This window comes from Mesorhizobium sp. C399B, from assembly GCF_030323185.1.
GTDB lineage: Bacteria > Pseudomonadota > Alphaproteobacteria > Rhizobiales > Rhizobiaceae > Mesorhizobium.
Genome location: NZ_CP100472.1, coordinates 500,270 through 519,886, shown reverse-complemented (window position 1 = coordinate 519,886; position 19,617 = coordinate 500,270). Strand labels below are relative to the sequence as shown.

General features: G+C 62.9%; 18 protein-coding genes. 8 read left to right on the top strand and 10 right to left on the bottom strand.

All coding sequences use genetic code 11. From position 1 onward, the window contains the following. The first annotated feature begins 126 nt into the window (after window positions 1-126). The 3 genes from dnaE to NLY36_RS02570 all read left to right on the top strand — a co-directional run bounded on the left by dnaE (window position 127) and on the right by NLY36_RS02570 (window position 5,179). Window positions 127-3,654, top strand: a complete 3,528-nt coding sequence (gene dnaE / locus NLY36_RS02580) for a DNA polymerase III subunit alpha (protein WP_023735316.1) — start codon at window positions 127-129, stop codon at window positions 3,652-3,654. Window positions 3,655-3,823: 169 nt separating this feature from the next. Then, window positions 3,824-4,222: a nuclear transport factor 2 family protein gene (locus tag NLY36_RS02575; RefSeq protein WP_023735317.1), complete on the top strand. Its 399-nt coding sequence runs from the start codon at window positions 3,824-3,826 to the stop codon at window positions 4,220-4,222. A 153-nt stretch (window positions 4,223-4,375) separates the two neighbouring features. Continuing rightward, on the top strand, window positions 4,376-5,179 hold the full coding sequence (locus tag NLY36_RS02570) for a potassium channel family protein (protein WP_023725720.1): 804 nt from the start codon (window positions 4,376-4,378) through the stop codon (window positions 5,177-5,179). Between the two features lie 7 nt (window positions 5,180-5,186). Here the strand turns inward: NLY36_RS02570 and NLY36_RS02565 are convergent, their stop codons facing one another. After that, window positions 5,187-6,068 carry a DMT family transporter gene (locus tag NLY36_RS02565; protein WP_023735318.1) on the bottom strand — a complete coding sequence of 294 codons (882 nt, stop codon included), beginning with the start codon at window positions 6,066-6,068 and terminating at the stop codon, window positions 5,187-5,189. Window positions 6,069-6,246: 178 nt separating this feature from the next. Here NLY36_RS02565 and NLY36_RS02560 point away from each other — a divergent pair, with 178 nt between their 5' ends. After that, entirely contained in the window at window positions 6,247-6,753 is a 507-nt protein-coding gene (locus tag NLY36_RS02560; RefSeq protein ID WP_023681578.1) for a hypothetical protein, read from the top strand. A 6-nt stretch (window positions 6,754-6,759) separates the two neighbouring features. Here the strand turns inward: NLY36_RS02560 and NLY36_RS02555 are convergent, their stop codons facing one another. Further along, window positions 6,760-8,088 carry a DNA polymerase IV gene (locus tag NLY36_RS02555; RefSeq protein WP_023735319.1) on the bottom strand — a complete coding sequence of 443 codons (1,329 nt, stop codon included), beginning with the start codon at window positions 8,086-8,088 and terminating at the stop codon, window positions 6,760-6,762. A 67-nt stretch (window positions 8,089-8,155) separates the two neighbouring features. Here NLY36_RS02555 and NLY36_RS02550 point away from each other — a divergent pair, with 67 nt between their 5' ends. Next, complete coding sequence (locus tag NLY36_RS02550) at window positions 8,156-8,731, top strand: GNAT family N-acetyltransferase (RefSeq protein ID WP_023729854.1); 576 nt, start codon at window positions 8,156-8,158, stop codon at window positions 8,729-8,731. A gap of 100 nt (window positions 8,732-8,831) precedes the next feature. Next, the gene (locus NLY36_RS02545; protein WP_023735320.1) at window positions 8,832-10,319 is read left to right on the top strand and encodes a hypothetical protein; all 1,488 of its coding nucleotides are present in this window, start codon (window positions 8,832-8,834) and stop codon (window positions 10,317-10,319) included. A 24-nt stretch (window positions 10,320-10,343) separates the two neighbouring features. On the opposite strand, the gene NLY36_RS02540 is transcribed toward NLY36_RS02545, so the two are convergent. Both NLY36_RS02540 and NLY36_RS02535 read right to left on the bottom strand, forming a co-directional pair. Next, entirely contained in the window at window positions 10,344-10,997 is a 654-nt protein-coding gene (locus NLY36_RS02540; RefSeq protein WP_023710628.1) for a hypothetical protein, read from the bottom strand. After that, window positions 10,994-11,293 (bottom strand): DUF3572 domain-containing protein, encoded by a 300-nt coding sequence (locus tag NLY36_RS02535; protein WP_023729852.1) that lies wholly within the window; start codon window positions 11,291-11,293, stop codon window positions 10,994-10,996. The genes NLY36_RS02540 and NLY36_RS02535 overlap by 4 nt, the downstream gene beginning before the upstream one ends. Before the next feature lie 239 nt (window positions 11,294-11,532). Here NLY36_RS02535 and NLY36_RS02530 point away from each other — a divergent pair, with 239 nt between their 5' ends. Together NLY36_RS02530 and NLY36_RS02525 are read left to right on the top strand one after the other, a co-directional pair. Further along, complete coding sequence (locus NLY36_RS02530) at window positions 11,533-11,904, top strand: response regulator (RefSeq protein WP_023667574.1); 372 nt, start codon at window positions 11,533-11,535, stop codon at window positions 11,902-11,904. A 24-nt stretch (window positions 11,905-11,928) separates the two neighbouring features. Further along, window positions 11,929-13,302 carry a PleD family two-component system response regulator gene (locus NLY36_RS02525; protein WP_023710626.1) on the top strand — a complete coding sequence of 458 codons (1,374 nt, stop codon included), beginning with the start codon at window positions 11,929-11,931 and terminating at the stop codon, window positions 13,300-13,302. 409 nt (window positions 13,303-13,711) lie between these two features. Here the strand turns inward: NLY36_RS02525 and rpmG are convergent, their stop codons facing one another. The 6 genes from rpmG to rnr form a co-directional block, all read right to left on the bottom strand. After that, window positions 13,712-13,879 carry a 50S ribosomal protein L33 gene (rpmG, locus tag NLY36_RS02520; RefSeq protein ID WP_006201775.1) on the bottom strand — a complete coding sequence of 56 codons (168 nt, stop codon included), beginning with the start codon at window positions 13,877-13,879 and terminating at the stop codon, window positions 13,712-13,714. Between the two features lie 323 nt (window positions 13,880-14,202). Continuing rightward, on the bottom strand, window positions 14,203-14,658 hold the full coding sequence (locus NLY36_RS02515) for a YqfO family protein (protein WP_023710625.1): 456 nt from the start codon (window positions 14,656-14,658) through the stop codon (window positions 14,203-14,205). A gap of 116 nt (window positions 14,659-14,774) precedes the next feature. Next, window positions 14,775-15,950: an MFS transporter gene (locus tag NLY36_RS02510; RefSeq protein ID WP_023681570.1), complete on the bottom strand. Its 1,176-nt coding sequence runs from the start codon at window positions 15,948-15,950 to the stop codon at window positions 14,775-14,777. A gap of 79 nt (window positions 15,951-16,029) precedes the next feature. Beyond that, window positions 16,030-16,770, bottom strand: a complete 741-nt coding sequence (locus NLY36_RS02505) for an NUDIX hydrolase (protein ID WP_023735321.1) — start codon at window positions 16,768-16,770, stop codon at window positions 16,030-16,032. Between the two features lie 87 nt (window positions 16,771-16,857). Beyond that, window positions 16,858-17,310, bottom strand: coding sequence for a DUF983 domain-containing protein (locus NLY36_RS02500; protein WP_031194788.1), 453 nt, complete (start codon window positions 17,308-17,310; stop codon window positions 16,858-16,860). Continuing rightward, entirely contained in the window at window positions 17,310-19,616 is a 2,307-nt protein-coding gene (gene rnr, locus NLY36_RS02495; RefSeq protein ID WP_023735322.1) for a ribonuclease R, read from the bottom strand. The genes NLY36_RS02500 and rnr overlap by 1 nt, the downstream gene beginning before the upstream one ends. Between the last annotated feature and the right edge of the window lies 1 nt (window position 19,617).

Here is a 19,617-nt window from a genome sequence, read left to right as displayed (position 1 = left end):
ATCTCTGAGCCGTGCGGCTGGGTACGGAAGCCTGTGGTCGGTGGTCATTTGTGCTGGACTGGCATCGCCCGGTCCGGGACAATACATCTCCATCGACTCAAAGCCCTTCGAGCAATTTGAAACATCATGGCGGATGACAAACTTCCACGCGATCCCCTGAGGCGCGAAGCAGCGCTCGCCGCTGCGCGCCCGGAGGCGCCGGCGCGGCCGTTCATCCATCTGCGCGTGCATTCGGCGTATTCGCTGCTCGAGGGCGCCTTGCAGGTCGCCGCCGTTGTCGGTCATGCAGTCAAGGACGAGTGCCCGGCAATCGCAGTCACCGACACAAACAATCTGTTCGGCGCGCTGGAATTTGCCCAGAAGGCGGTGAAGGAAGGCATCCAGCCGATTATCGGCTGCCAGATCGATCTCGCCTTTTCCGGCGAGACCAGCGACGCGCAGCGCGACCGCCGCCGCCATGGTCCGGAGATGCACGCCGTGGTGCTGCTCGCCGCCACCGAGGCCGGCTACAGCAACCTCGTCAGGCTGGTCAGCCAGGTCTATCTGGAGACGCCGCCGGGCGAGCCCGTGCATCTGACGTCAGCAATGCTGGAAGGCCATAGCGATGGCCTGATCTGCCTCAGCGGCGGGCCGCGCGGCCCGATCGGCCGGGCGCTGAAGGAGGATCGCCGAGATCTTGCCGAGACGCGGCTTCTGGCACTCAAGGCGCTGTTCGGCGACCGGCTCTATGTCGAGCTGGACCGTGTTTCCGGTTATGACCGCGCTATCGAGAAATCATCGGTCGACCTTGCCTATATCCATGATCTGCCGCTGGTCGCCACGAATGAGGCGTTCTTCGCCGCCCGCGACGACTATGACGCGCATGATGCTCTGATCGCCATTGCCGAGGGTTCGGTGGTTGCCGCCGACAACCGTCGCCGGCTGACTTCGGACAATTTCCTGCGCAGCCAGGCGGATATGGCGCGGCTGTTCGCCGACCTGCCGGAAGCGATAGACAACACCGTCGAGATCGCGCTGCGCTGTTCCTACTATCCCAAGACCCGCAATCCGATCCTGCCACGCTTTACCGGCGGCGATGTCGCCGACAATGAGGTGGCGCTGAAAGCGGAGGCCGATGAGCTACGCCGGCAGGCGCATGAGGGGCTGGAGGCGCGGCTGGCTGCGCATGGGCCCACTTCCGGCTACACGGTCGAACAATACCGCGAGCGGCTCGATTTCGAACTCTCCATCATCGAGAAGATGAAGTTTCCCGGCTATTTCCTGATCGTCGCCGACTTCATCAAATGGGCCAAGGCGCAAGGCATTCCGGTCGGGCCGGGCCGTGGTTCGGGCGCCGGATCGCTGGTCGCTTATTCCACGACCATCACCGACATCGATCCGCTGCGCTTCTCGCTGCTGTTCGAGCGCTTCCTCAACCCCGACCGCGTGTCGATGCCCGACTTCGACATCGACTTCTGCCAGGACCGGCGCGAAGAGGTCATCCGCTACGTCCAGCAGAAATATGGCCGCGACCAGGTTGGGCAGATCATCACCTTCGGTACGCTGCAGGCGCGCGCGGTGCTGCGCGACGTCGGCCGCGTGCTGCAAATGCCTTACGGCCAAGTCGACAAGCTCTCCAAGATGGTGCCGCAGAACCCGGCCAATCCGGTCAAGCTGGCGGATGCCATCGCCAACGAGCCGCGCTTTGCCGAGGAGGCCGAGAAGGAGCCGATCGTGCAGACGCTGCTCGATATGGCGCAAAAGCTGGAAGGGCTCTACCGCCACTCTTCGACGCACGCCGCCGGCATCGTGATCGGCGACCGGCCCTTGTCGGAACTGGTGCCGATGTACCGCGATCCGCGCTCCGACATGCCGGTCACCCAGTTCAACATGAAATATGTCGAGCAGGCCGGGCTGGTAAAATTCGACTTCCTCGGCCTGAAGACGCTGACGGTGCTGGAGACGGCGGTGAAGCTGATCCGCCGGCGCGGCATCGAGATCGACCTGGCGACGATCCCGCTCGACGATCCTGAAACCTACGCCATGCTGTCGCGCGGCGAAGTGGTCGGTGTGTTCCAGGTGGAAAGTGCCGGCATGCGCAAGGCGCTGATCGGCATGCGGCCCGACTGCATCGAGGACATCATCGCGCTGGTGGCGCTCTACCGTCCCGGCCCGATGGAGAACATCCCGACCTACAATGCCAGAAAACATGGCGAGGAGGAGATGGCCTCGATCCATCCCAAAATCGACCATCTGGTGAAGGAGACGCAAGGCGTCATCGTCTACCAGGAACAGGTGATGCAGATCGCGCAGGAACTGTCGGGCTATTCGCTCGGCGAAGCCGATCTGCTGCGTCGCGCGATGGGCAAGAAGATCCGCGCCGAAATGGACAAGCAGCGCGAGCGTTTCGTCACCGGTGCGGTCGAACGCGGCGTCGGCAAGCCGCAGGCCGACTTCATCTTCGACCTTCTGGCCAAGTTCGCCGACTACGGCTTCAACAAATCGCACGCGGCCGCCTACGCCGTCGTGTCCTACCAGACCGCCTATCTCAAGGCGCATTACCCCGTCGAGTTCCTGGCGGCGTCGATGACGCTCGACATGGGCAATACCGACAAACTCGCCGATTTCCGCCAGGATGCGCTGCGTCTCGGCATCGAGGTGGTGGCGCCGTCAGTGATGACCAGCTTCCGCAATTTCGAGGTCGGCGAGAACCGCATTTACTATTCGCTGGCGGCCCTCAAGGGCGTCGGCGACGCTGCGGTCGAGCACATCGTCGCCATGCGCGGCGAAAAGCCGTTCAAGAATCTCGCCGATTTCTGTGAAAGGGTCGATCCCAAGATCGTCGGCAAGCGCGTCTTCGAAAGCCTGATCATGGCCGGCGCGCTCGACTGCTTCGGCCACGACCGCGCCCAGATGATGGCCGGCGTCGAACGGATGATGGGGCTGGCTTCGCTGGCGCAGCAGAATGCCATTTCGGGCCAGCACGACATTTTCGGCGCGTCGCTCGGCGCGCAGCAGCAGGCGCTCAATTTGCCGCAGACCGATCCTTGGCTTGCCGCCGACCGGCTGCACCGTGAATTCCAGGTCGTCGGCTTCTATCTCTCGGCGCATCCGCTCGACGAGTACAAGGCGGCCCTGCAGAAGATGCGCGTGCAAAACTGGGGCGAGTTCTCGGCTGCGGTCAAACGCGGTGCCGCCGCGGGCCGGCTCGCCGGCACCGTCACCACCAAGCAGGAGCGCAAGACCCGAACCGGCAATAAGATGGGCGTCATCGCCTTTTCCGACACATCTGGCCAATATGAAGCCGTGCTGTTTTCGGAAGGGTTGGCGCAGTATCGCGATCTGCTCGAGCCCGGACGTTCGGTGGTGATCACCGTTTCGGCCGAGGATAGGCCCGAAGGGGTCAATCTGCGCATCCAGACGGTGCAGTCGCTGGAGGATGAGGCCAGCCGTATCCAGAAGGCGCTGCGCATCTTCGTGCGCGATGCGGCTCCGATCGGCATGCTGGCCGGCCAACTGGCGGTAAAGGGCGAGGGCCAGGTCAGCTTCGTGCTGATCAAGGAAGCCGGGCAAGGTGAGATCGAGATCGAATTGCCCAATCGCTACCGCATCTCGCCGCAGATCGCGTCTGCGATGCGCGCGGTGCCGGGTGTGGTGGAAGTCGAGCTCGTCTAGGCTGCGCTGATATACACGGCAATCGCATCGACGTCGGCCAGTGCATGACGGCCTAAAGATGCTCTGGGCCTGACATTGCAGCCGATAGGGCCAGCGTGCGGGGCGTGGTTGAACTGACCTTCCTTTGAACCACATGCGTAGAGCAGAAACTTCAAAGGAACGCACAATCATGCCCAGCCGCGAACGCGTCGAAGCCTTCCTCAAGGCGGTGGTCGAAGGCAGCCATGTCAAGGCGATCGCCGACTTCTACCATGACGATGCCACCATGCAGGAAAATCTTGGCGTCCCGCGGCGGGGCAAGGAAACACTGATGGCGCATGAACAGGCAGCACTCGACCGGATCGAGAAGATGCACACCCATCCTGTCCAGACATTCCTGGTCGATGGCGACAATGTCGCCATCCGCTGGACCTTCGACCGTGTCGACAAGGCCGGCACCGTGCGCCGGCTGGAAGAGGTGGCCCTGCAGCGCTGGCGTGGTGACCGGATTGCGGAGGAGCGGTTCGTCTACGACACCGCCTCGGCCTGGCGCCTCGTCGGGCCGGACGGCAAGGTGGTGGAGGGCTGACGATTACCGGGGCCACTAGATGATGATGAGATTTGGTTGAAATCTCATCATGATCTAACCCTTTGTTGGAGCATGATCTTTTCCGCAAACCGGCACCCACTTTTTGGTATCATGCTCTAGACGACCCCGGCTGGGACCGTTACGCACTTGGTGATGAAAGCAGCCGAGAAGGACGGATTGCAGCAAAGCTCAGCGATGGCGCGGCTGCGTGACAGGCTGCGCAAGCTCTATCACGGACGCACGCCGGCGGCGTTCCGGTTTCAACTGGTGGCGGTCATCATCGACCTCGCCATCATCGCCTTCTTCGTTGCCACGCCGGTGCTCCAGGACAAGCCGTCATTCCTGTGGCTCGACTATACCGTCGCGGCGCTGGTCGCCGCCGACCTGATTGCCCGGCTGTTAGCCTCCAACGACATGCTGCGGCTGATGAAACAGCCGACATCCTGGGTCGATGTCTTCATCCTTTTGACGCTGCTGATGCCGACGGCGCTGGCAAATCTGGCGTTCCTGCGCATCCTGCGGCTATGGTCGCTGTCGCGCAGCGGGTCGCTGTGGCGGCATTTCGAAATGCGTGGCTTAAGGCCCTGGCGCGAGGCGAGCCACGCGGTCATCAACCTGTTGACGTTCCTGTTCGTCATCACCGGCTTCGTCTACACCTTCTTCTTCCGCACCGGCGCCGGCCTCGAAAACTACATTGATGCGCTGTATTTCACCGTTGCCACGGTGACGACGACCGGTTTCGGCGACATCGTGCTGCCGGGGATCGCCGGCAAGCTGACCGCGATCGCCACCATGATCATCGGCATCTCGCTGTTCGTCAGACTGGCGACGGCGATTTTTCGACCCGCCAAAGTGTTCTTTCCCTGTCCGCAGTGCGGACTGCAACGGCACGAGCCGGACGCCGTGCACTGCAAGGCCTGCGGGCATCTTCTCAACATACCAGATGAGGGGAATTGACCGACCGCTACGAGGCCGCGACCTCGGCCGGCTTTGGGGCCTTGCGCTGCAGGTTGAGCAGGTTGCCCATCAGGATCAGCAGGGCGCCGCCGGCTGTAAAGATGTCGATCTGTTCGCTGTAGAGCAGCCAGCCGATCAGCGCCGACAGCGGCACGCGCAGGAAATCCATCGGTGAAATCACCGTAGCGTCGGCATAGGTGAGGGCGCGCGCCATGCAGAAATGCGACGACATGCCGGTGAAGGCAATCAGCAGGATCCATGGCCAGAGTTCGAGCGGTGGGTTGCGCCATTCGTAAAGCGCCGGGATCAGGCCGACCACCGACTGGATGATCAGCATCCAGAAGATGATGCGCACGACGCTGTCCGTGCGGGTCAGCGACTTGACCAACACCACCGATACGCCAAAGCACACGGCCGCGCCGAGAACGACGAGGTGACCCGGATCCATGGAGCCGACGCCGGGGCGAACGATGACCACCACGCCGATCAGGCCAAGCACGACCGCCGCAATTTTCGGGCGGGAGAGCCTTTCGCCAAGAAACGCCACCGCCAGGATCGCGGTCCAGATCGGCGTGGTGAATTCGATCGATATGAGCACCGCAAGCGGGATCAGCGTCAGCGCATAGAGCCATGCGGCCTGGCCCGTATAGTGGATGACATTGCGAGCGATATGGGCCAACGGGCGCTGCGTGCGCATTGCAGCGAATCCGCCGCTCATCATCACCAGCGGCAACAGGATGAAGAAGCCGATCACCGAGCGCAGTTCCAGCACCTGGAAGACGTTGAGCTCGGCGGTGGTTGCGCGGCCGGCGACTGACATCGCCAGAAACGAGGCGATCGACAGCGCCATCCAGAACGCGGCTTTGGGGATCGATGGGGAAGGTGCCATAGGCGCTATGTCGCAAGCCGGGACTTCCATCGCAACCGTTAGGCGACGCATTCGACTGGGCCAGACCCGTTGCAGCCATGCTGGAAGTGGAACCTGACGCAACGGCAGGCGTTGGTTCCCGGTATTGGCCAATTGCTGGACGCATCGTTTCTTCAACATCAACGGGGGAGAGATTCCGATGAAATCATTCGCGCGGTTTCTGCTAGCCGGCTGCCTGCTAACTGCAAGCGCCGCGGCCCATGCCGACGAGGCGAATTTTCTCAGCTCCTTGCAAGGGAATTTCTCCGGCAAGGGGACAGTCAAGGTCACCACCGACGCACCGACGGTGAATGTGTCCTGCACCTTCAATTCCGACGCGACCTCGAGCTCATTGTCGCTTGACGGCAATTGCCGTGGTCTTGTCGTGGTGACGCGCGCCATCAGCGCCAATCTGAAGGCCCGCGGGGCGAAGTATACAGGCGTCTATGTCGGGTCGCGCACCGGGCCGGCACAGCTCGCCGGCAGCCGTTCCGGCAACGCGATCAGTCTCGGCATTCGCTGGGCGGCGGAGGTCAATGGCGATCGCAAGGCGCGGTTGACGGTCGAGAAAACCAGCGGCGACGGAATGCGGTTGACCGTTACCGACGTCGATCCGAAAACCGGCAAGAACGTGGTGACCAGCCGCATCGATCTCAAGCGTATCTAAGCCGTCTCACTCCTCGATCGGCTCTGGCGGATTGGCGTTGCGGCCTTTGCCGAAGGTGTAGCCGGTTTCCACCGCCTTCTTGCCGAACTTGTCGCGCAGCGTATCGATGGCGCTTTCGGCCATGGCGCGCTTGCGCGAGCCGACGTCGACGAGATCGGGCGGATCGGCCTTCTCGTCATCCGAGAGATCGCTGACACCGATGCCGAGCAGCCGGTACTTTGTCCCGTCCGCCTCCTTGCGCAACAGCTCGAGCCCGGTCTGGAAAATGCGGTCGGCCAGCCTTGTCGGGTCGCCGAGCTGGCGGTTGCGGGTACGCAGCTTGAAATCCTGCGTCTTCAGCTTCAGCACCACGGTGCGCCCGGCAATGCCTGACTTCTTCAGCCGCGCCGAGACCTTTTCCGACAATCCCCTCAGCACTGGAACCAGTTCGCCCATTTCAGCTATGTCGGTGTCGAAAGTGGTTTCGGCCGACACACTTTTCGCATCCTGGTCGGGATCGACACGGCGGTCGTCCTGGCCGCGCGAGAGATGGTAGAGCCGGGTGCCCATCACGCCATAGCGGCGCATCAGATCGGCGCGCTCCATGCGCTGCAATTGGGCGATGCTGCGGATGCCGTCGCGTTCGAGCGTTGCGGCAAAAGCCTTGCCGACGCCCCAGATCAGCGTCACCGGCTGTTCGGCCAGGAAACCCAGCGCCTCGGCTTCGCCGATCACCGAAAAGCCGCGCGGCTTGCGGAAATCGGAGGCAGCCTTGGCCAGGAACTTGCAGTAGGAAAGGCCGGCCGAAACGGTGATGCCGATTTCCTTTTCGACGGTCTGCGCAAAGCGCGCCAGCACCACCGCCGGCGGCATGCCGTGCAGGCGCTCGGTGCCGGCAAGGTCGAGAAACGCCTCATCGATGGAGAGCGGTTCGACCAGCGGCGTCAGCGCCTGCATCAGCGCGCGGACCTCGCGGCCGACGCGGACGTATTTCTCCATATTGGGCGGGATGACAACCGCTTCCGGACAGGCTTCGAGCGCCTTGAACATCGGCATTGCCGAGCGCACCCCCTTGATGCGGGCGATGTAGCAGGCGGTGGAGACGACGCCGCGCTTGCCGCCGCCGATGATCAGCGGCTTGTCCTTCAGCGCCGGATTGTCGCGCTTTTCGATCGCCGCATAGAAGGCGTCGCAATCGATATGCGCCAGATGCAGCTGGTAGAGCTCGGGATGGCGGGTGAGTCGAGGGCTGCCGCAACGCTCACAGCGCCTGGTATCGCTGCGCTGAAAGGTCAGGCAGTCGCGGCAAAAACCGTGCTCGGGATTGTTGACAGGGGCCGCCATCGCTGCGAACATAAAGAGAACAGATGCAATGGTACGTCAGGACGGAAGCCGCCACAAGCGGTTAGCCGGGAGATAACTCATGAGCACGACCATAGCGCCGCTGGCGCCCGACCTGTGGGCGGATTTCGAGGATCTTTTCGGCAAGCAGGGCGCCTGTTACGGGTGCTGGTGCACGCATTTCCGGATGGCGCCGGCGGTCCGGCGGGCCAGCGACAAACAGCGCAACAAGGATCATATCAAGGCGCGCATCGAGGCAGGGCCGCCGCCGGGGCTTTTGGCTTTCGAGGACGGCATAGCGGTCGGCTGGATGCAGATCGGCCCGCGCGCCGACGTGCCCGAATGGAACAATCGGGGCAGGGGCTCGGCGCCGGTCGATCCAACCGACGCCGTAGATCCCGGCGTCTGGGCCATCTCCTGCTTCTTCATCCGCGCCAGCGCGCGCGGCCGGGGCGTCAGCCACCGCCTAGTCGAGGGCGGCATCGCTTTTGCCCGCCAGAACAAGGCGCGGCTGGTCGAGGCGTGTCCGATCGACGTGTCGCGCGATTCGCGTTCGATCGGGCTATTCGTCGGCTCGTCGCGTGTGTTCGAAAAGGCCGGCTTCGAGCGGCTCCTCGAACGCAAGGCCGGCCGGCCGCTGATGCGGCTTGTGCTGTAGTCTAATTACCCGTCGGCGTTTGTTGATGTCCTGTGGAAACTGTAGGTTGGTTTCATAGCAGACGAACGAAGCGTTCCTTTTTGGTCAAATGGAGAATTTTGTGAACCGTGTCTTGCCGCTTGCTTTCCTTCTCGCCCTCAGCGCTCCTGCCTTTGGCCAGGCTGTCGATGCCCAAGGTGCCAAGCAACTTTCCGATGAGCTCTCTCGCTATGTCGGCAAACAGGCGCTCAATGAAGGCATTTTGAAGATCTCAGCCGAGGAGGGTGCCTACAAGATCACCTTCGATGTGAAGGCGCTTGTGGCGAAGATGCCGAAGCAGGATCTGAAGCGGTTCGATTTCCCGCCCGTCACGCTGCGGGTCAAACCGCGCAGCGACGGAGGCTGGGATGTCGCCTCGGATTTCTCTACGACTGGGTCCATCGAGGTAAATGGCCCAAATGGCCTGAACACCGGGCAAATCGTTGTCAAGGATGGCAAGTTCACGGGCGTCTATGACCCGAAACTGGCGGCATTTACCAGTGGCACCAGTTCGATTGCGGGCATGACGATGACGTCGCGCCAAGTCAGTCAATTGACCAATTTGAGCGTGGGGCTGGGCTGTTCCAAATTTGACGCCAGCAAGTCGGCTAACGGCGGCGTCGATCTTAATTTCACACAGGCGATGGCGGACTTCGTCGAAACGGTCAAAATCGATGACCGGTCAATCGCAGCGCTCCGGGCACCGGAGCTCGCTGTGAACGTGACCGCTAAGGCCATTCAGACCAAGCCGCTTCTGGATCTTTTGGCGTTCGCCGTCGCCCATGAGGACGAGGCCCGGCTGAAGGCCGATCAAGCAGAGTTCAAAACGCTTCTGCTCGGTGCGCTGCCGCTATGGGAACGGATCGATGGGACCTACGCATTCAAAAACCTTGCCATTGAAACATATGCCGGCAATTTCGGCGCGGCGCAGCTGAACACCGTTGTCGGCATGGACGGCATCACCAAGGACGGCAAGATCAGCTACGCATTCAAGGTTTCCGGCCTGACAATACCGCAGCAGATGCTGCCCAGTTGGACCGTTGCGTTGCTGCCGACGGATCTCGACCTGAATTTCGGCGGCGCCAACATCGATCTCGACAGTATGGCTCGGAAAACCATAGAAACCCTCGATTTCAGTAAGGATCCACCGCTTCCGGCAGATTTCGGCGATGAGATTTCCGCCGATTTCTTGGCCAAGACACCAAAGTTCGTGCTTGGACACAGCACGGTCAAGAATGGTGACATTGAGGTCGCCATGGAAGGCGAAATGACCTTCCCCGACAAGAAGCCCGATGCCAACGTGACGATCGACGTGACCGGCTACGACAAGATCGTGGCAAGCCTGCAGGAGGCGGCGAAGACGGACCCGCAGGCCTCGCAGGCTTTTACCGGCGCGCTGGCCATCAAGGGATTCGCCAAGACGCTGCCGGGCGGTCGTATCGAATGGGTGATCAACGCCAGGCACGACGGGTCGGTGACGGTCAACGGCGCCATGCTGAAGGGGCCTGATCCGGTCGTGGAAGACAACACCGATCAGGATGCGAGCCCTGGGACAGCAACGAAGCCCTGAGCGCTGGACTCAGAGGCGACTAACTCAGAGCCCGAGCGCGCTTGCGATCTTCGGCGCGGCCTCGTGCCAGTCCTCGACGGAGATGACGTCGTCCGGCACCGGCGGCAGGAAGGCGCGCAGCGAATTGTCGGCCATCAGGTGGAAGAGATGGGCGTCGGCAACCGAGTTGCGTGCCGAGATGAGGTTGGCGGGCTGGTCGTCGACAAAGACCACCGGCCGGCCCTTGCTACCACGCAACTTGGCCACCGCCGGTCCCTTGGCCATCTCGGTGGTCAACAGCGGATAGGGCAGCCCGAGCGCATCGAGATGAGCGCGGCGCGCCGCGCGATGCCGATGCGGCATGGCGGTCAAAAGGACGATCTCGGCGCGGTCGCCGAGGCTGGCAAGCGCTTGTTCGGCACCGTCGGTGACGCTCTGCCAGTCGGCCTGCGTATCGAAGAAATCTCCGAGAAGTGCCGTCACCTCCGGCTGTTCGATCAGCCGGCCGCTCGCCGTTTCGGCAATGTTGCCGGTGAGACGGAACGAGGCCAGCGTCAGGCCGAAGCCGCGCGATTTCAGGAAATGCGGAAACGGCCGGATGAATTCGAGCACGACATCGTCGACATCGAGGATCAGCAGAGGCCGGTCGTCGGCTGCAAGTTCGGCGATCTGGCGTGCCGTCTCGGGATCGTCGCTCATATCGAATGCTCATGGTCCTCGCCGCCAAGAGGCAGCGCGCGCAACGCCTTGCCGACTGAGGCAGGCGGGGTGCCGGTTTCCTCGGCAAAGCGCAGCAAGGTCGGCTCGTGGGCGAGGATGAACTGCAGCACGCCGGCAAGGAATCCCGGTTCGGCCGCGGCGCGGCGGATGGCGGACGCCTCGATGCCGGTGATGGCCAGGAAGCGCGGCAGGAGTTCGGGGTCGGCGGCGACGAAGCCCAGTGCCTTCACGGCAATGGTTTCCGCTTCCTCGCGCATTGACGCTGCGTTTGCCATCACTACTTTCTCGTTGCGGAAATGAGTCTCTTTTCCGCAGTAATCGCAAGCGTCGCCTGCGGCAAGCCACAGCCCCGATCCAATGTGGTTTTCGAGGTGGAATCCGAATGGCTTTTGCCGCTTCGGGTTTCCATTTCGTCAATCATATTGCCTTAAGAGTGAGCGAGGGTTTGGTGTGCTTCGACAAGGGCGCATAGCGGCAGGGCTTCGGGCAGAAGCCTGGCCGGGACGGGAAATCGATGCCTAAGAAGGTCATGATCGTCGAGGACAACGAGCTCAATATGAAGCTCTTTCGCGACCTCATCGAAGCCAGCGGTTATGAAACGGTGCGCACGCGCAACGGGCTCGAGGCGCTCGATCTGGCGCGCCAGCACAGGCCCGACCTGATCCTGATGGACATCCAGCTGCCCGAAGTGTCGGGGCTGGAAGTGACGAAATGGCTGAAGGAGGACGACGACCTCCATTCCATTCCGGTCATCGCCGTCACCGCCTTCGCCATGAAGGGCGACGAGGAACGCATTCGCCAGGGCGGTTGCGAGGCCTACATCTCCAAGCCGATCTCGGTGCCGCGTTTCATCGAGACCATCAAATCCTATCTCGGTGATGCCTGATGCCTTCAGCCGGAGCCTTGTGACATGACCGCGCGGATCCTCGTCGTCGACGACATCCCTGCCAATGTCAAACTTCTCGAGGTTCGGCTGCTGGCCGAATATTTCGAGGTGTTGACGGCCTTCAACGGGCCGGACGCGATCGAGACCTGCGAAAACGGCAAGGTCGATGTCGTGCTGCTCGACGTGATGATGCCCGGCATGGACGGGTTCGAGGTCTGCAAGCGGCTGAAAAGCGATCCGGCGACCGCGCATATACCGGTGGTCATGGTGACCGCGCTGGGCCACGTTGCCGACCGGGTGCGCGGCCTCGAGGCAGGCGCCGACGACTTTCTCACCAAGCCGGTCAACGATCTGCAGCTGATGACGCGGGTGAAGAGCCTGGTCAGGCTGAAGTCGCTGACCGACGAGCTGCGGCTGCGCGCATCGACCACCCGCAACATCGGCATCGAGGCGCTGTTGAGCCGCAGCTTCGCGTCGGAGGACGCCACGCCGAAGGTGCTGTTGATCGACGAGCGCAAATCGTCGTTCGAGCGCATCCAGAAAATGCTGCGCGGCAGCGCCGAGCTCGACATTGCGACCGATCCGCATGCCGGCTTCTTCCAAGCCGCCGAGGCGCCCTATGAGTGCGTGCTGATCTCGACCGGTTTTGCCGATTTCGATCCGCTGCGGTTGTGTTCGCAATTTCGTTCGCTCGACCGCACCCGCTTCCTGCCGATCATCCTGATTGCCGATGGAGGCGAGGAGGGGCGCATCATTCGCGGGCTCGAGCTCGGCATCAACGACTATCTGATGCGGCCGATCGACCAGCAGGAGCTGACGGCGCGGCTGCGCACGCAGGTGCGCCGCAAGCGCTACAACGACCAGCTGCGCGCCAGCGTCACCCAGACCATCGAGATGGCGGTGACCGACGCATTGACCGGCCTGCACAACCGCCGCTACCTCGACAGCCATTTGCAGACGCTGTTCGACCGCGCCGTGGCGCGGCGGCGGCCTCTGTCGGTGATGATCACCGATCTGGACCGCTTCAAGACCGTCAATGACTCGCATGGCCATGATGGCGGCGACGATGTGCTGCGCGAGTTCGCAAGGCGGCTGCGCAAGAACGTCAGGGGTATCGACCTTGCCTGCCGCTTCGGCGGCGAGGAATTCGTCGTTGTGATGCCGGACACGGACGGCGCGGTGGCGGAGAAAGTTGCCGAGCGCATTCGCGCTGAAATCGCCCAGCTGCCGTTTGCCATCGGCCCTGAAGGCAAGGCGATCGAAGTCACGGTCAGCGTCGGCGTGTCATCGGTTCTGAAGGGCGCGGACACGGTCGCGGCGTTGATGAAACGTGCCGACGTGGCGCTCTACGAAGCCAAAAGTGGCGGCCGCAACCGGGTCGTCGCCAAGGCAGCGTAGGCTAGACCACCGATTATGCAGTCAATCGGACAGGGTTAGGAATTTACCTTAATCCAAGCGATTCGGCAGGCTTGGTTAAGAAACTATTGATTTTCAAACATTGTTGCGCAAATGTGCGGTGCAAGAACAAGGGCGATGCGGGCACGAGGGTAGACAGCCGCATCGCTTCGCCGAATACCCCATGATGCTCAGGTCCGCCGCATCTCCTGGGTCCGTGGGGTCGGCCGGCCGGCGCTGGCACATAGTGGCCTCCTCGTACCGCTGCCATACGCCGACCGGCCCCCTTTTTTGCCAAAAAATGAGATGAGCACTTCGCGCCAAACAGCGGAGGGTTCTGGCTTTTCGGGGCCTTGAATCAAAAACGCCGCCCGAAGGGGCGGCGCTTTTGACAGAGCGTATGAAAACCAGATTACTTGATCTTGGTTTCCTTGAACTCGACATGCTTCTTGGCGACCGGGTCGTATTTGCGGAACGACAGCTTGTCGGTCTTGGTACGGCTGTTCTTGCTGGTCACGTAGAAGAAACCGGTGTCGGCGGTCGACAGAAGCTTGATCTTGATGTTTGCGGCTTTGGCCATTGTATCAGTCCGTTATGTTCGTGGGGTTTTGGCCGCTGGAGCGGGGGAAAACACCCGGACGCGGGAAACTTGGCGCGACACATAAAGAACGTGCCCGGAAAGTCAAGCCCGGCGCGGCCGCCGTGTCGTAAGCACATGAGTTGTCCGGATTAGGTAGCACATGAGTTGTCCGGTTTTATCACCGGCTCGATGGAGGCTGAGGCTCAGGGCGTTCGAATCTCGAAAACCAAGCAATTGGCTTTTCGTCCGCTACGAGGCCGCTTCTCACCCCACAAGGAGAGAAGGTAAGGTCGCTGTTGCTCGCCCTCAGCGGGGCCGGATTTCTAGGCTTCTTCCTTAACTGGAAGCGCTTTTTTCCAGTCCCCGGTGGTGTTCCACCAGCGATTCGGATTGGCGCGGTCGTCCAGGCCCTTGGAGCGGCTGGCGAGGATCGGCTGGATGCGGATCACCGGCTCCTGGTAGGAATGCGCCTGGAAAATCGCCTCGACGACGCGTGCGGCGAGCACCTGGTCGTCGGGCAACTCGAACGAGACCTCGACGGTGCCGGGGCGGCGGCGCAGTTCGGTTTCGACGCCGGCGGCTGCACCTTCCAGCGGTCGGTAGCGTTCGATGCCGTGCGCCGTTTGATAGGCGTTGCGGTCGTATTTGCCCATTGCCAGCGGCGCGATCGCGACCACGGCGTCCATGATGCGGTCGACATCGGTTGCCGGGGCCTGGAAGCTGACAAGCAGCAGAAGCGTCATGCGCAGAGATGTGGTTTCAAAGCCGCTGTCGATCATCACCGTATCCTCAAACTCGGGTTTTTTGGGACACCCTTTTAGCTGAGGTCTCCTGACACGGTTCTGTCAGCAGCGGCGACATCCCGTCAGGATTGCGCAGGCTGGCGACGGACAGGCTACCAGATCTTGCGGACCAGCCTGGCGCTGACCAAGGCGATATAGGCGGCAAAGAACAGGCCGAGCGACCAGCCGAAGCCGGAGGGCCCGAAGGCATCCATGCCGATGCCGATCGCCTGCGGGCCAAGCACCATGCCGACGCCGTAGCAGAGCACGAAGGCGGCATTGGCCGAGGCCAGTTCATGGCCGGAGAGCTGCGAGCCCAGATGGGCAAGGCCGATCGTGTACATGGCGGCCACCACGCCGCCCCAGACAAACAGAAGCGCCGCCATAAGGTGCCAATTGCCGGCGAAGAACGGCATGAAGATGGTGCCGGCAAGTCCGACCGTGGCACAGGCCAAAAGCAGATAGCGGCGGTCTGAGACGCGGTCGCTGATCATGCCGATAGGGATCTGCAACAGCACGTTGCCGAGGCCGATCATGGTGAGCAGGAGGGCTGCATCCGCCTCGGAATAGCCGATGCGGTTGCCATAGACGGGGAACAGCGCAAAGCCGCCGGTCTCGACGGCGCCGAACACCAGCACGGCGGCGGTCGCTGTCGGCACCAGCCAGATGTAGCGCAGGAAGTTGCTGGTTTCGCCGTCAACCACGATTGTGGGACTTTCATTCCGTGCGGCCAGCACCGGGATTGCGGCCAGCGCGACCAGGACGATGATGACGCCAAACGGCAAGAAGCCGGTGCTGCCGATATGGGCGAAGATCCATGGCCCGGCGGCGAAGCCGAGCGACAGCACTGTGGCGTAGATGCCGAGCACCAGGCCGCGCCGGCGCGGCGGCGCCGAGGTGCTGATCCAGAATTCCGACAGGATGAACAGCACCGTCAGCGCGATGTGCAGCACGACGCGTAGTGGGAACCACATCCAGAAGTCCGGCGCGAAGTGGAAGCCGACAAAGGCGAGCGCGCCGGCGGCGATCATGGCGATCATCGTCCAGGCGACGCCGAAGCGCATCGCCAGCGGCGTGGCCAGCGGGGCGCCGGCGATCGAGGCAAGGCCGGCGACCGCGGTGTTGAGGCCGATCATCGATGCCGAGTGGCCGCGGCTCTCGAGAATAACGCTGAGCAGCGGCATGCCGAGGCCTATGGCGATGCCGACGACGCTGATCGACGAGATCGCGGCGATCATCGGTAGCCAATGTACGCGCTCGTCGCCCTCTTGCTGGGTATCGACCGTCATGTGATGCCTGAATACTCTGTCTGTTTGATATTGCGTAATTCCGGACGGAAAACCGCGTCACACTTTTCCTGGAATTGCTCTAAAGAATTTCGCGAACGAAGCGGTTGCGGATAAGCCGGTAGAACGGCACGGACCCACCGGGTCGCAGGCGCGGATCGCCGGCAAGCCGCGTCTCCAGCTCCTGCAAGATCGTTCGGGTGATGTCGGGGATATCGGCCTCTCTGGCCTTGGCAAGCGGCAGCCAGACCAGTTCTTCCAGCTCATTGGTCGGGCCGCCACCCGGCAGTTCCACGGCGACATCGCTGCGCCAGGCGCTGAAGAAGCGGGTGTCGAAACGACGCACGCGATTGGGCGGGGTGATGGCGCGGGCGATGAAGCGCAGCGGCGCCAGCGAAGGCTGGACGCCGTGCTCGACAAAGCCCTGCCAGTCGCGCTTGTCGGTTGCGAACGAGCCTTTGCGGCCGATGAGCAGGCCGGCTTCCTCATAAGTCTCGCGGATGGCCGAGAGCGCGATGGCACGGGCCCGCGACGGGCTGATGCGGCCGACGCCGGCGGTCAGCCTGGCTTCTTCCTCCGGGAGCAATGGGATGGCAACGGCTATGCGGCTGTCGGCCGAATCGGTGCGGCCGCCGGGAAAGACGAACTTGCCGGGCATGAAGGCGTGGCCTGCATGGCGCCGGCCCATCAGCACCAGAATCTCGTCGCCCTCGCGGTCGAGCAGGATCAGGGTGGCGGCATCGCGCGGGCGTATGGGCAGGCCGCTGTGGGCGGCTGCGCCACGGTCCATCCTGCTGACTTCCGCCTTGGTCATACCTTCCATGCGCAGGACCTAGCGGAAACTTCTGGCAAACGAAAGTGGCCTTTCACGGTCGGCATGTTGCGCCAGGCGACATTGCCCTGACGCAAACTAGGTTCCGGGATGCGGCTCGGTGCCGTCTTTTTCGCCGCCGAAGCCGTGCATATAGAGCGCCCATTGCAGTCCGATGACGGCGCCCTTGACCGGTTGCAGCAGAGCGACCGACAGCACGATGGTCAACGGCACCCAAATGGCGATGTGCTGCCACATGGAGAGCGTCGAGGTCGCCTCAACGCCCATGAAGGCGCCGAGAACGATGTGGCCGACAATGACGATGACGAGATAAGCGGGCAGGTCGTCGGCGCGGTGGTGGTGGAACTCCTCACCGCACACGGCGCATTTGTCGACACTTTTGGTGAAGCCGGCGAACAACCTGCCTTCGCCGCAATGCGGGCAGCGGCCAAGGGCGCCGCGCTTCATCGCCGTCCACAGCGGGCGGGCGACTCGGCCCGAATGATGTTCGCCGCCGAAAACCTGCTTCTGGATTCCCATTTCGCTTGCCATTATCGTCTCCTGCCGCGCGACCCCGGGCGCGATTGCGACGCGCGGGCGCGGCCTTTTGCCTTGTGAAACGACCGTTTGGAGCCGGGCAGGGGCTTCGGGTCGGTCAGCATCTCGAAACGCATCGCGCCGGCCATAGGCGCCACCTCGATCAGGCGAACCTCGACGCGGTCGGCAAGCTGATAGCCCTTGCCGGTGCGTTCTCCGAACAGCGATCGCGCGGTTTCGTCATATATATAGTAATCGCCATCCAGACTTGACACCGGGATGAAGCCATCTGCGCCAAACTGCGGCAATTGGACAAATAGTCCCGATTTGGTGACGCCCGAAATGCGGGCGTCGAACCGGTCGTCGATGCGCTCGGCGAGGTAGGCAGCGATCAGCCGGTCGACGGTGTCGCGCTCGGCCGCCATGGCGCGGCGCTCGGTGCCGGAGATCAGCACCGCGACGTCTTCCAGCCGCGTCTCTTCGTCCTGCGTCAGCCCGCCAGGGCCGAGCCCAAGTGCGGCAATCAGCCCGCGATGCACGATCAGATCGGCATAGCGGCGGATCGGCGAGGTGAAATGCGCGTAGCGCTTCAGGTTGAGGCCGAAATGGCCGATGTTCTTGGGCGAATATTCGGCCTGACTCTGCGAGCGCAGCACCACTTCGTTGACCAGCCCCTCATTGTCGGCGCCACGCACGCGCTCGAGAATGCCGTTGAACTGGGCGGGCCGCATCTGCGCGCCACGCGCCAGCGACAGGCCGAGCGTCTGCAGGAACTCGCGCAGCGATTCCTGCTTGGCCAGCGACGGCGCATCGTGGACGCGGTAGACCAGCGCCTGCTTCTTCGCTTCCAGCGTTTCGGCGGCGGCGACATTGGCCTGGATCATGAATTCTTCGATCAGCTTGTGGGCGTCGAGCCGCTCCGGGACGACGACGCGGTCGACGGTGCCGTCCGGCTTGAGCAGGATCTTGCGCTCGGGCAGATCAAGCTCGAGTGGCTGGCGGCCATCGCGGCCGCGCTTGAGGATGGCGTAGGCGTCCCACAGCGGCTTCAGCACCGTATCGAGGATCGGGCCGGTCTTGTCGTCAGGAAGGCCGTCTATCGCGGCCTGGGCCTGCGGATAGGCGAGCTTTGCCGTCGATTTCATCATGACGCGGTGGAAGGTGTGACGCAGCTTGCGGCCATCGGCGGCAAAAATCATGCGCACGGCAAGCGCGGGACGGTCCTGGCCTTCGCGCAGCGAGCACAGGTCGTTGGAGATGCGCTCTGGCAGCATCGGCACGACGCGGTCGGGGAAATAGACAGAATTGCCGCGTTTCAGCGCCTCGCGATCGAGTGCGGTGCCATAGCGGACATAGGCTGCAACATCGGCGATCGCCACCGTGGCGATCACGCCGCCGGGGTTCTTCTCGTCGAGGTCGGGCGTGGCGAAGACGGCGTCGTCATGGTCCTTGGCGTCGGCCGGGTCGATGGTCACCAGCGGCAGGTCGCGCCAGTCCTCGCGGTGAGCAAGCGTCGCCGGTTTTACCGCCTCGGATTCGGCGATGACGTCGGCCGGGAAGATATGCGGAATGTCGTGCGCGTGGATGGCGATCATCGAGACCGCCTTTTCGCTGGTCAGCGAGCCCAGCACCGCCACCACTTTTGCGCGCGGCAAACCATACCGGGAGGCCCGCGCGGGCTCGACCTCGACAAGGTCGCCGTTCCTGGCGCCGTTCTGGAATTCCTTGTCGACGATCAGTTCGGGCTGGCGACGTTCCACCGGCTCGATGCGGAAGGTGCCGTCCTGAAGGATACGAAAGACGCCCAGCACGGCATCTGTCCGCTTCTCGAAAATCTTCATTACGCGGCCCGTATAGGCGGGCCCGGTCGCATCGTCGGTCGGGAAGGTCTTGGCCAGCACACGGTCGCCGATGCCCGGCTGCGGGCCATTGCCGCCGCGCGAGACGCGGATCGAGACGACGGGCGGTTCGCCGGTGCCTACGGGCTCGGCAGGATGCGCCAGCAGGATGCCGTCGCCATCGCGGCCAAAAATGTCGAGTACGGCGACATGCGACAAGGCGCCGACACGGGCCAGCCGTTTGCGCTCCTTGGTCAGGATGCCTTCGTCCTGCAGGTCGCGCAGAATGTCCTTCAGCCAGATGCGGTCGTCGCCGCGCAAGGCAAACGCCTTGGCGATGTCGCGTTTTCCCGCGCGGTCGGGGTTCTCGGCGATGTAGCGCAGGATTTCGTCACGCGAGGGCCTGTAGTCGTCCTTGACCTTGGCCCTCGTGTCGGCGGTGCGCGGATCGCCGTGGCTTCTACCGGTGATCCTGCGCGCCACG

Excerpts from the sequence above, each read along its gene's own strand:
- NLY36_RS02535 (WP_023729852.1), bottom strand. The coding sequence starts at position 11,293 with ATGGCAAACGCAGCGTCAATGCGCGAGGAAGCGGAAACCATTGCCGTG.
- NLY36_RS02570 (WP_023725720.1), top strand. The coding sequence starts at position 4,376 with ATGAAAGCAGCCGAGAAGGACGGATTGCAGCAAAGCTCAGCGATGGCG.
- NLY36_RS02565 (WP_023735318.1), bottom strand. The coding sequence starts at position 6,068 with ATGGCACCTTCCCCATCGATCCCCAAAGCCGCGTTCTGGATGGCGCTG.
- NLY36_RS02510 (WP_023681570.1), bottom strand. The coding sequence starts at position 15,950 with ATGACGGTCGATACCCAGCAAGAGGGCGACGAGCGCGTACATTGGCTA.
- NLY36_RS02505 (WP_023735321.1), bottom strand. The coding sequence starts at position 16,770 with ATGGAAGGTATGACCAAGGCGGAAGTCAGCAGGATGGACCGTGGCGCA.
- NLY36_RS02515 (WP_023710625.1), bottom strand. The coding sequence starts at position 14,658 with ATGATCGACAGCGGCTTTGAAACCACATCTCTGCGCATGACGCTTCTG.
- NLY36_RS02525 (WP_023710626.1), top strand. The coding sequence starts at position 11,929 with ATGACCGCGCGGATCCTCGTCGTCGACGACATCCCTGCCAATGTCAAA.
- NLY36_RS02575 (WP_023735317.1), top strand. The coding sequence starts at position 3,824 with ATGCCCAGCCGCGAACGCGTCGAAGCCTTCCTCAAGGCGGTGGTCGAA.
- NLY36_RS02560 (WP_023681578.1), top strand. The coding sequence starts at position 6,247 with ATGAAATCATTCGCGCGGTTTCTGCTAGCCGGCTGCCTGCTAACTGCA.
- NLY36_RS02500 (WP_031194788.1), bottom strand. The coding sequence starts at position 17,310 with ATGGCAAGCGAAATGGGAATCCAGAAGCAGGTTTTCGGCGGCGAACAT.
- dnaE (WP_023735316.1), top strand. The coding sequence starts at position 127 with ATGGCGGATGACAAACTTCCACGCGATCCCCTGAGGCGCGAAGCAGCG.
- rpmG (WP_006201775.1), bottom strand. The coding sequence starts at position 13,879 with ATGGCCAAAGCCGCAAACATCAAGATCAAGCTTCTGTCGACCGCCGAC.
- NLY36_RS02540 (WP_023710628.1), bottom strand. The coding sequence starts at position 10,997 with ATGAGCGACGATCCCGAGACGGCACGCCAGATCGCCGAACTTGCAGCC.
- NLY36_RS02555 (WP_023735319.1), bottom strand. The coding sequence starts at position 8,088 with ATGTTCGCAGCGATGGCGGCCCCTGTCAACAATCCCGAGCACGGTTTT.
- NLY36_RS02550 (WP_023729854.1), top strand. The coding sequence starts at position 8,156 with ATGAGCACGACCATAGCGCCGCTGGCGCCCGACCTGTGGGCGGATTTC.
- NLY36_RS02530 (WP_023667574.1), top strand. The coding sequence starts at position 11,533 with ATGCCTAAGAAGGTCATGATCGTCGAGGACAACGAGCTCAATATGAAG.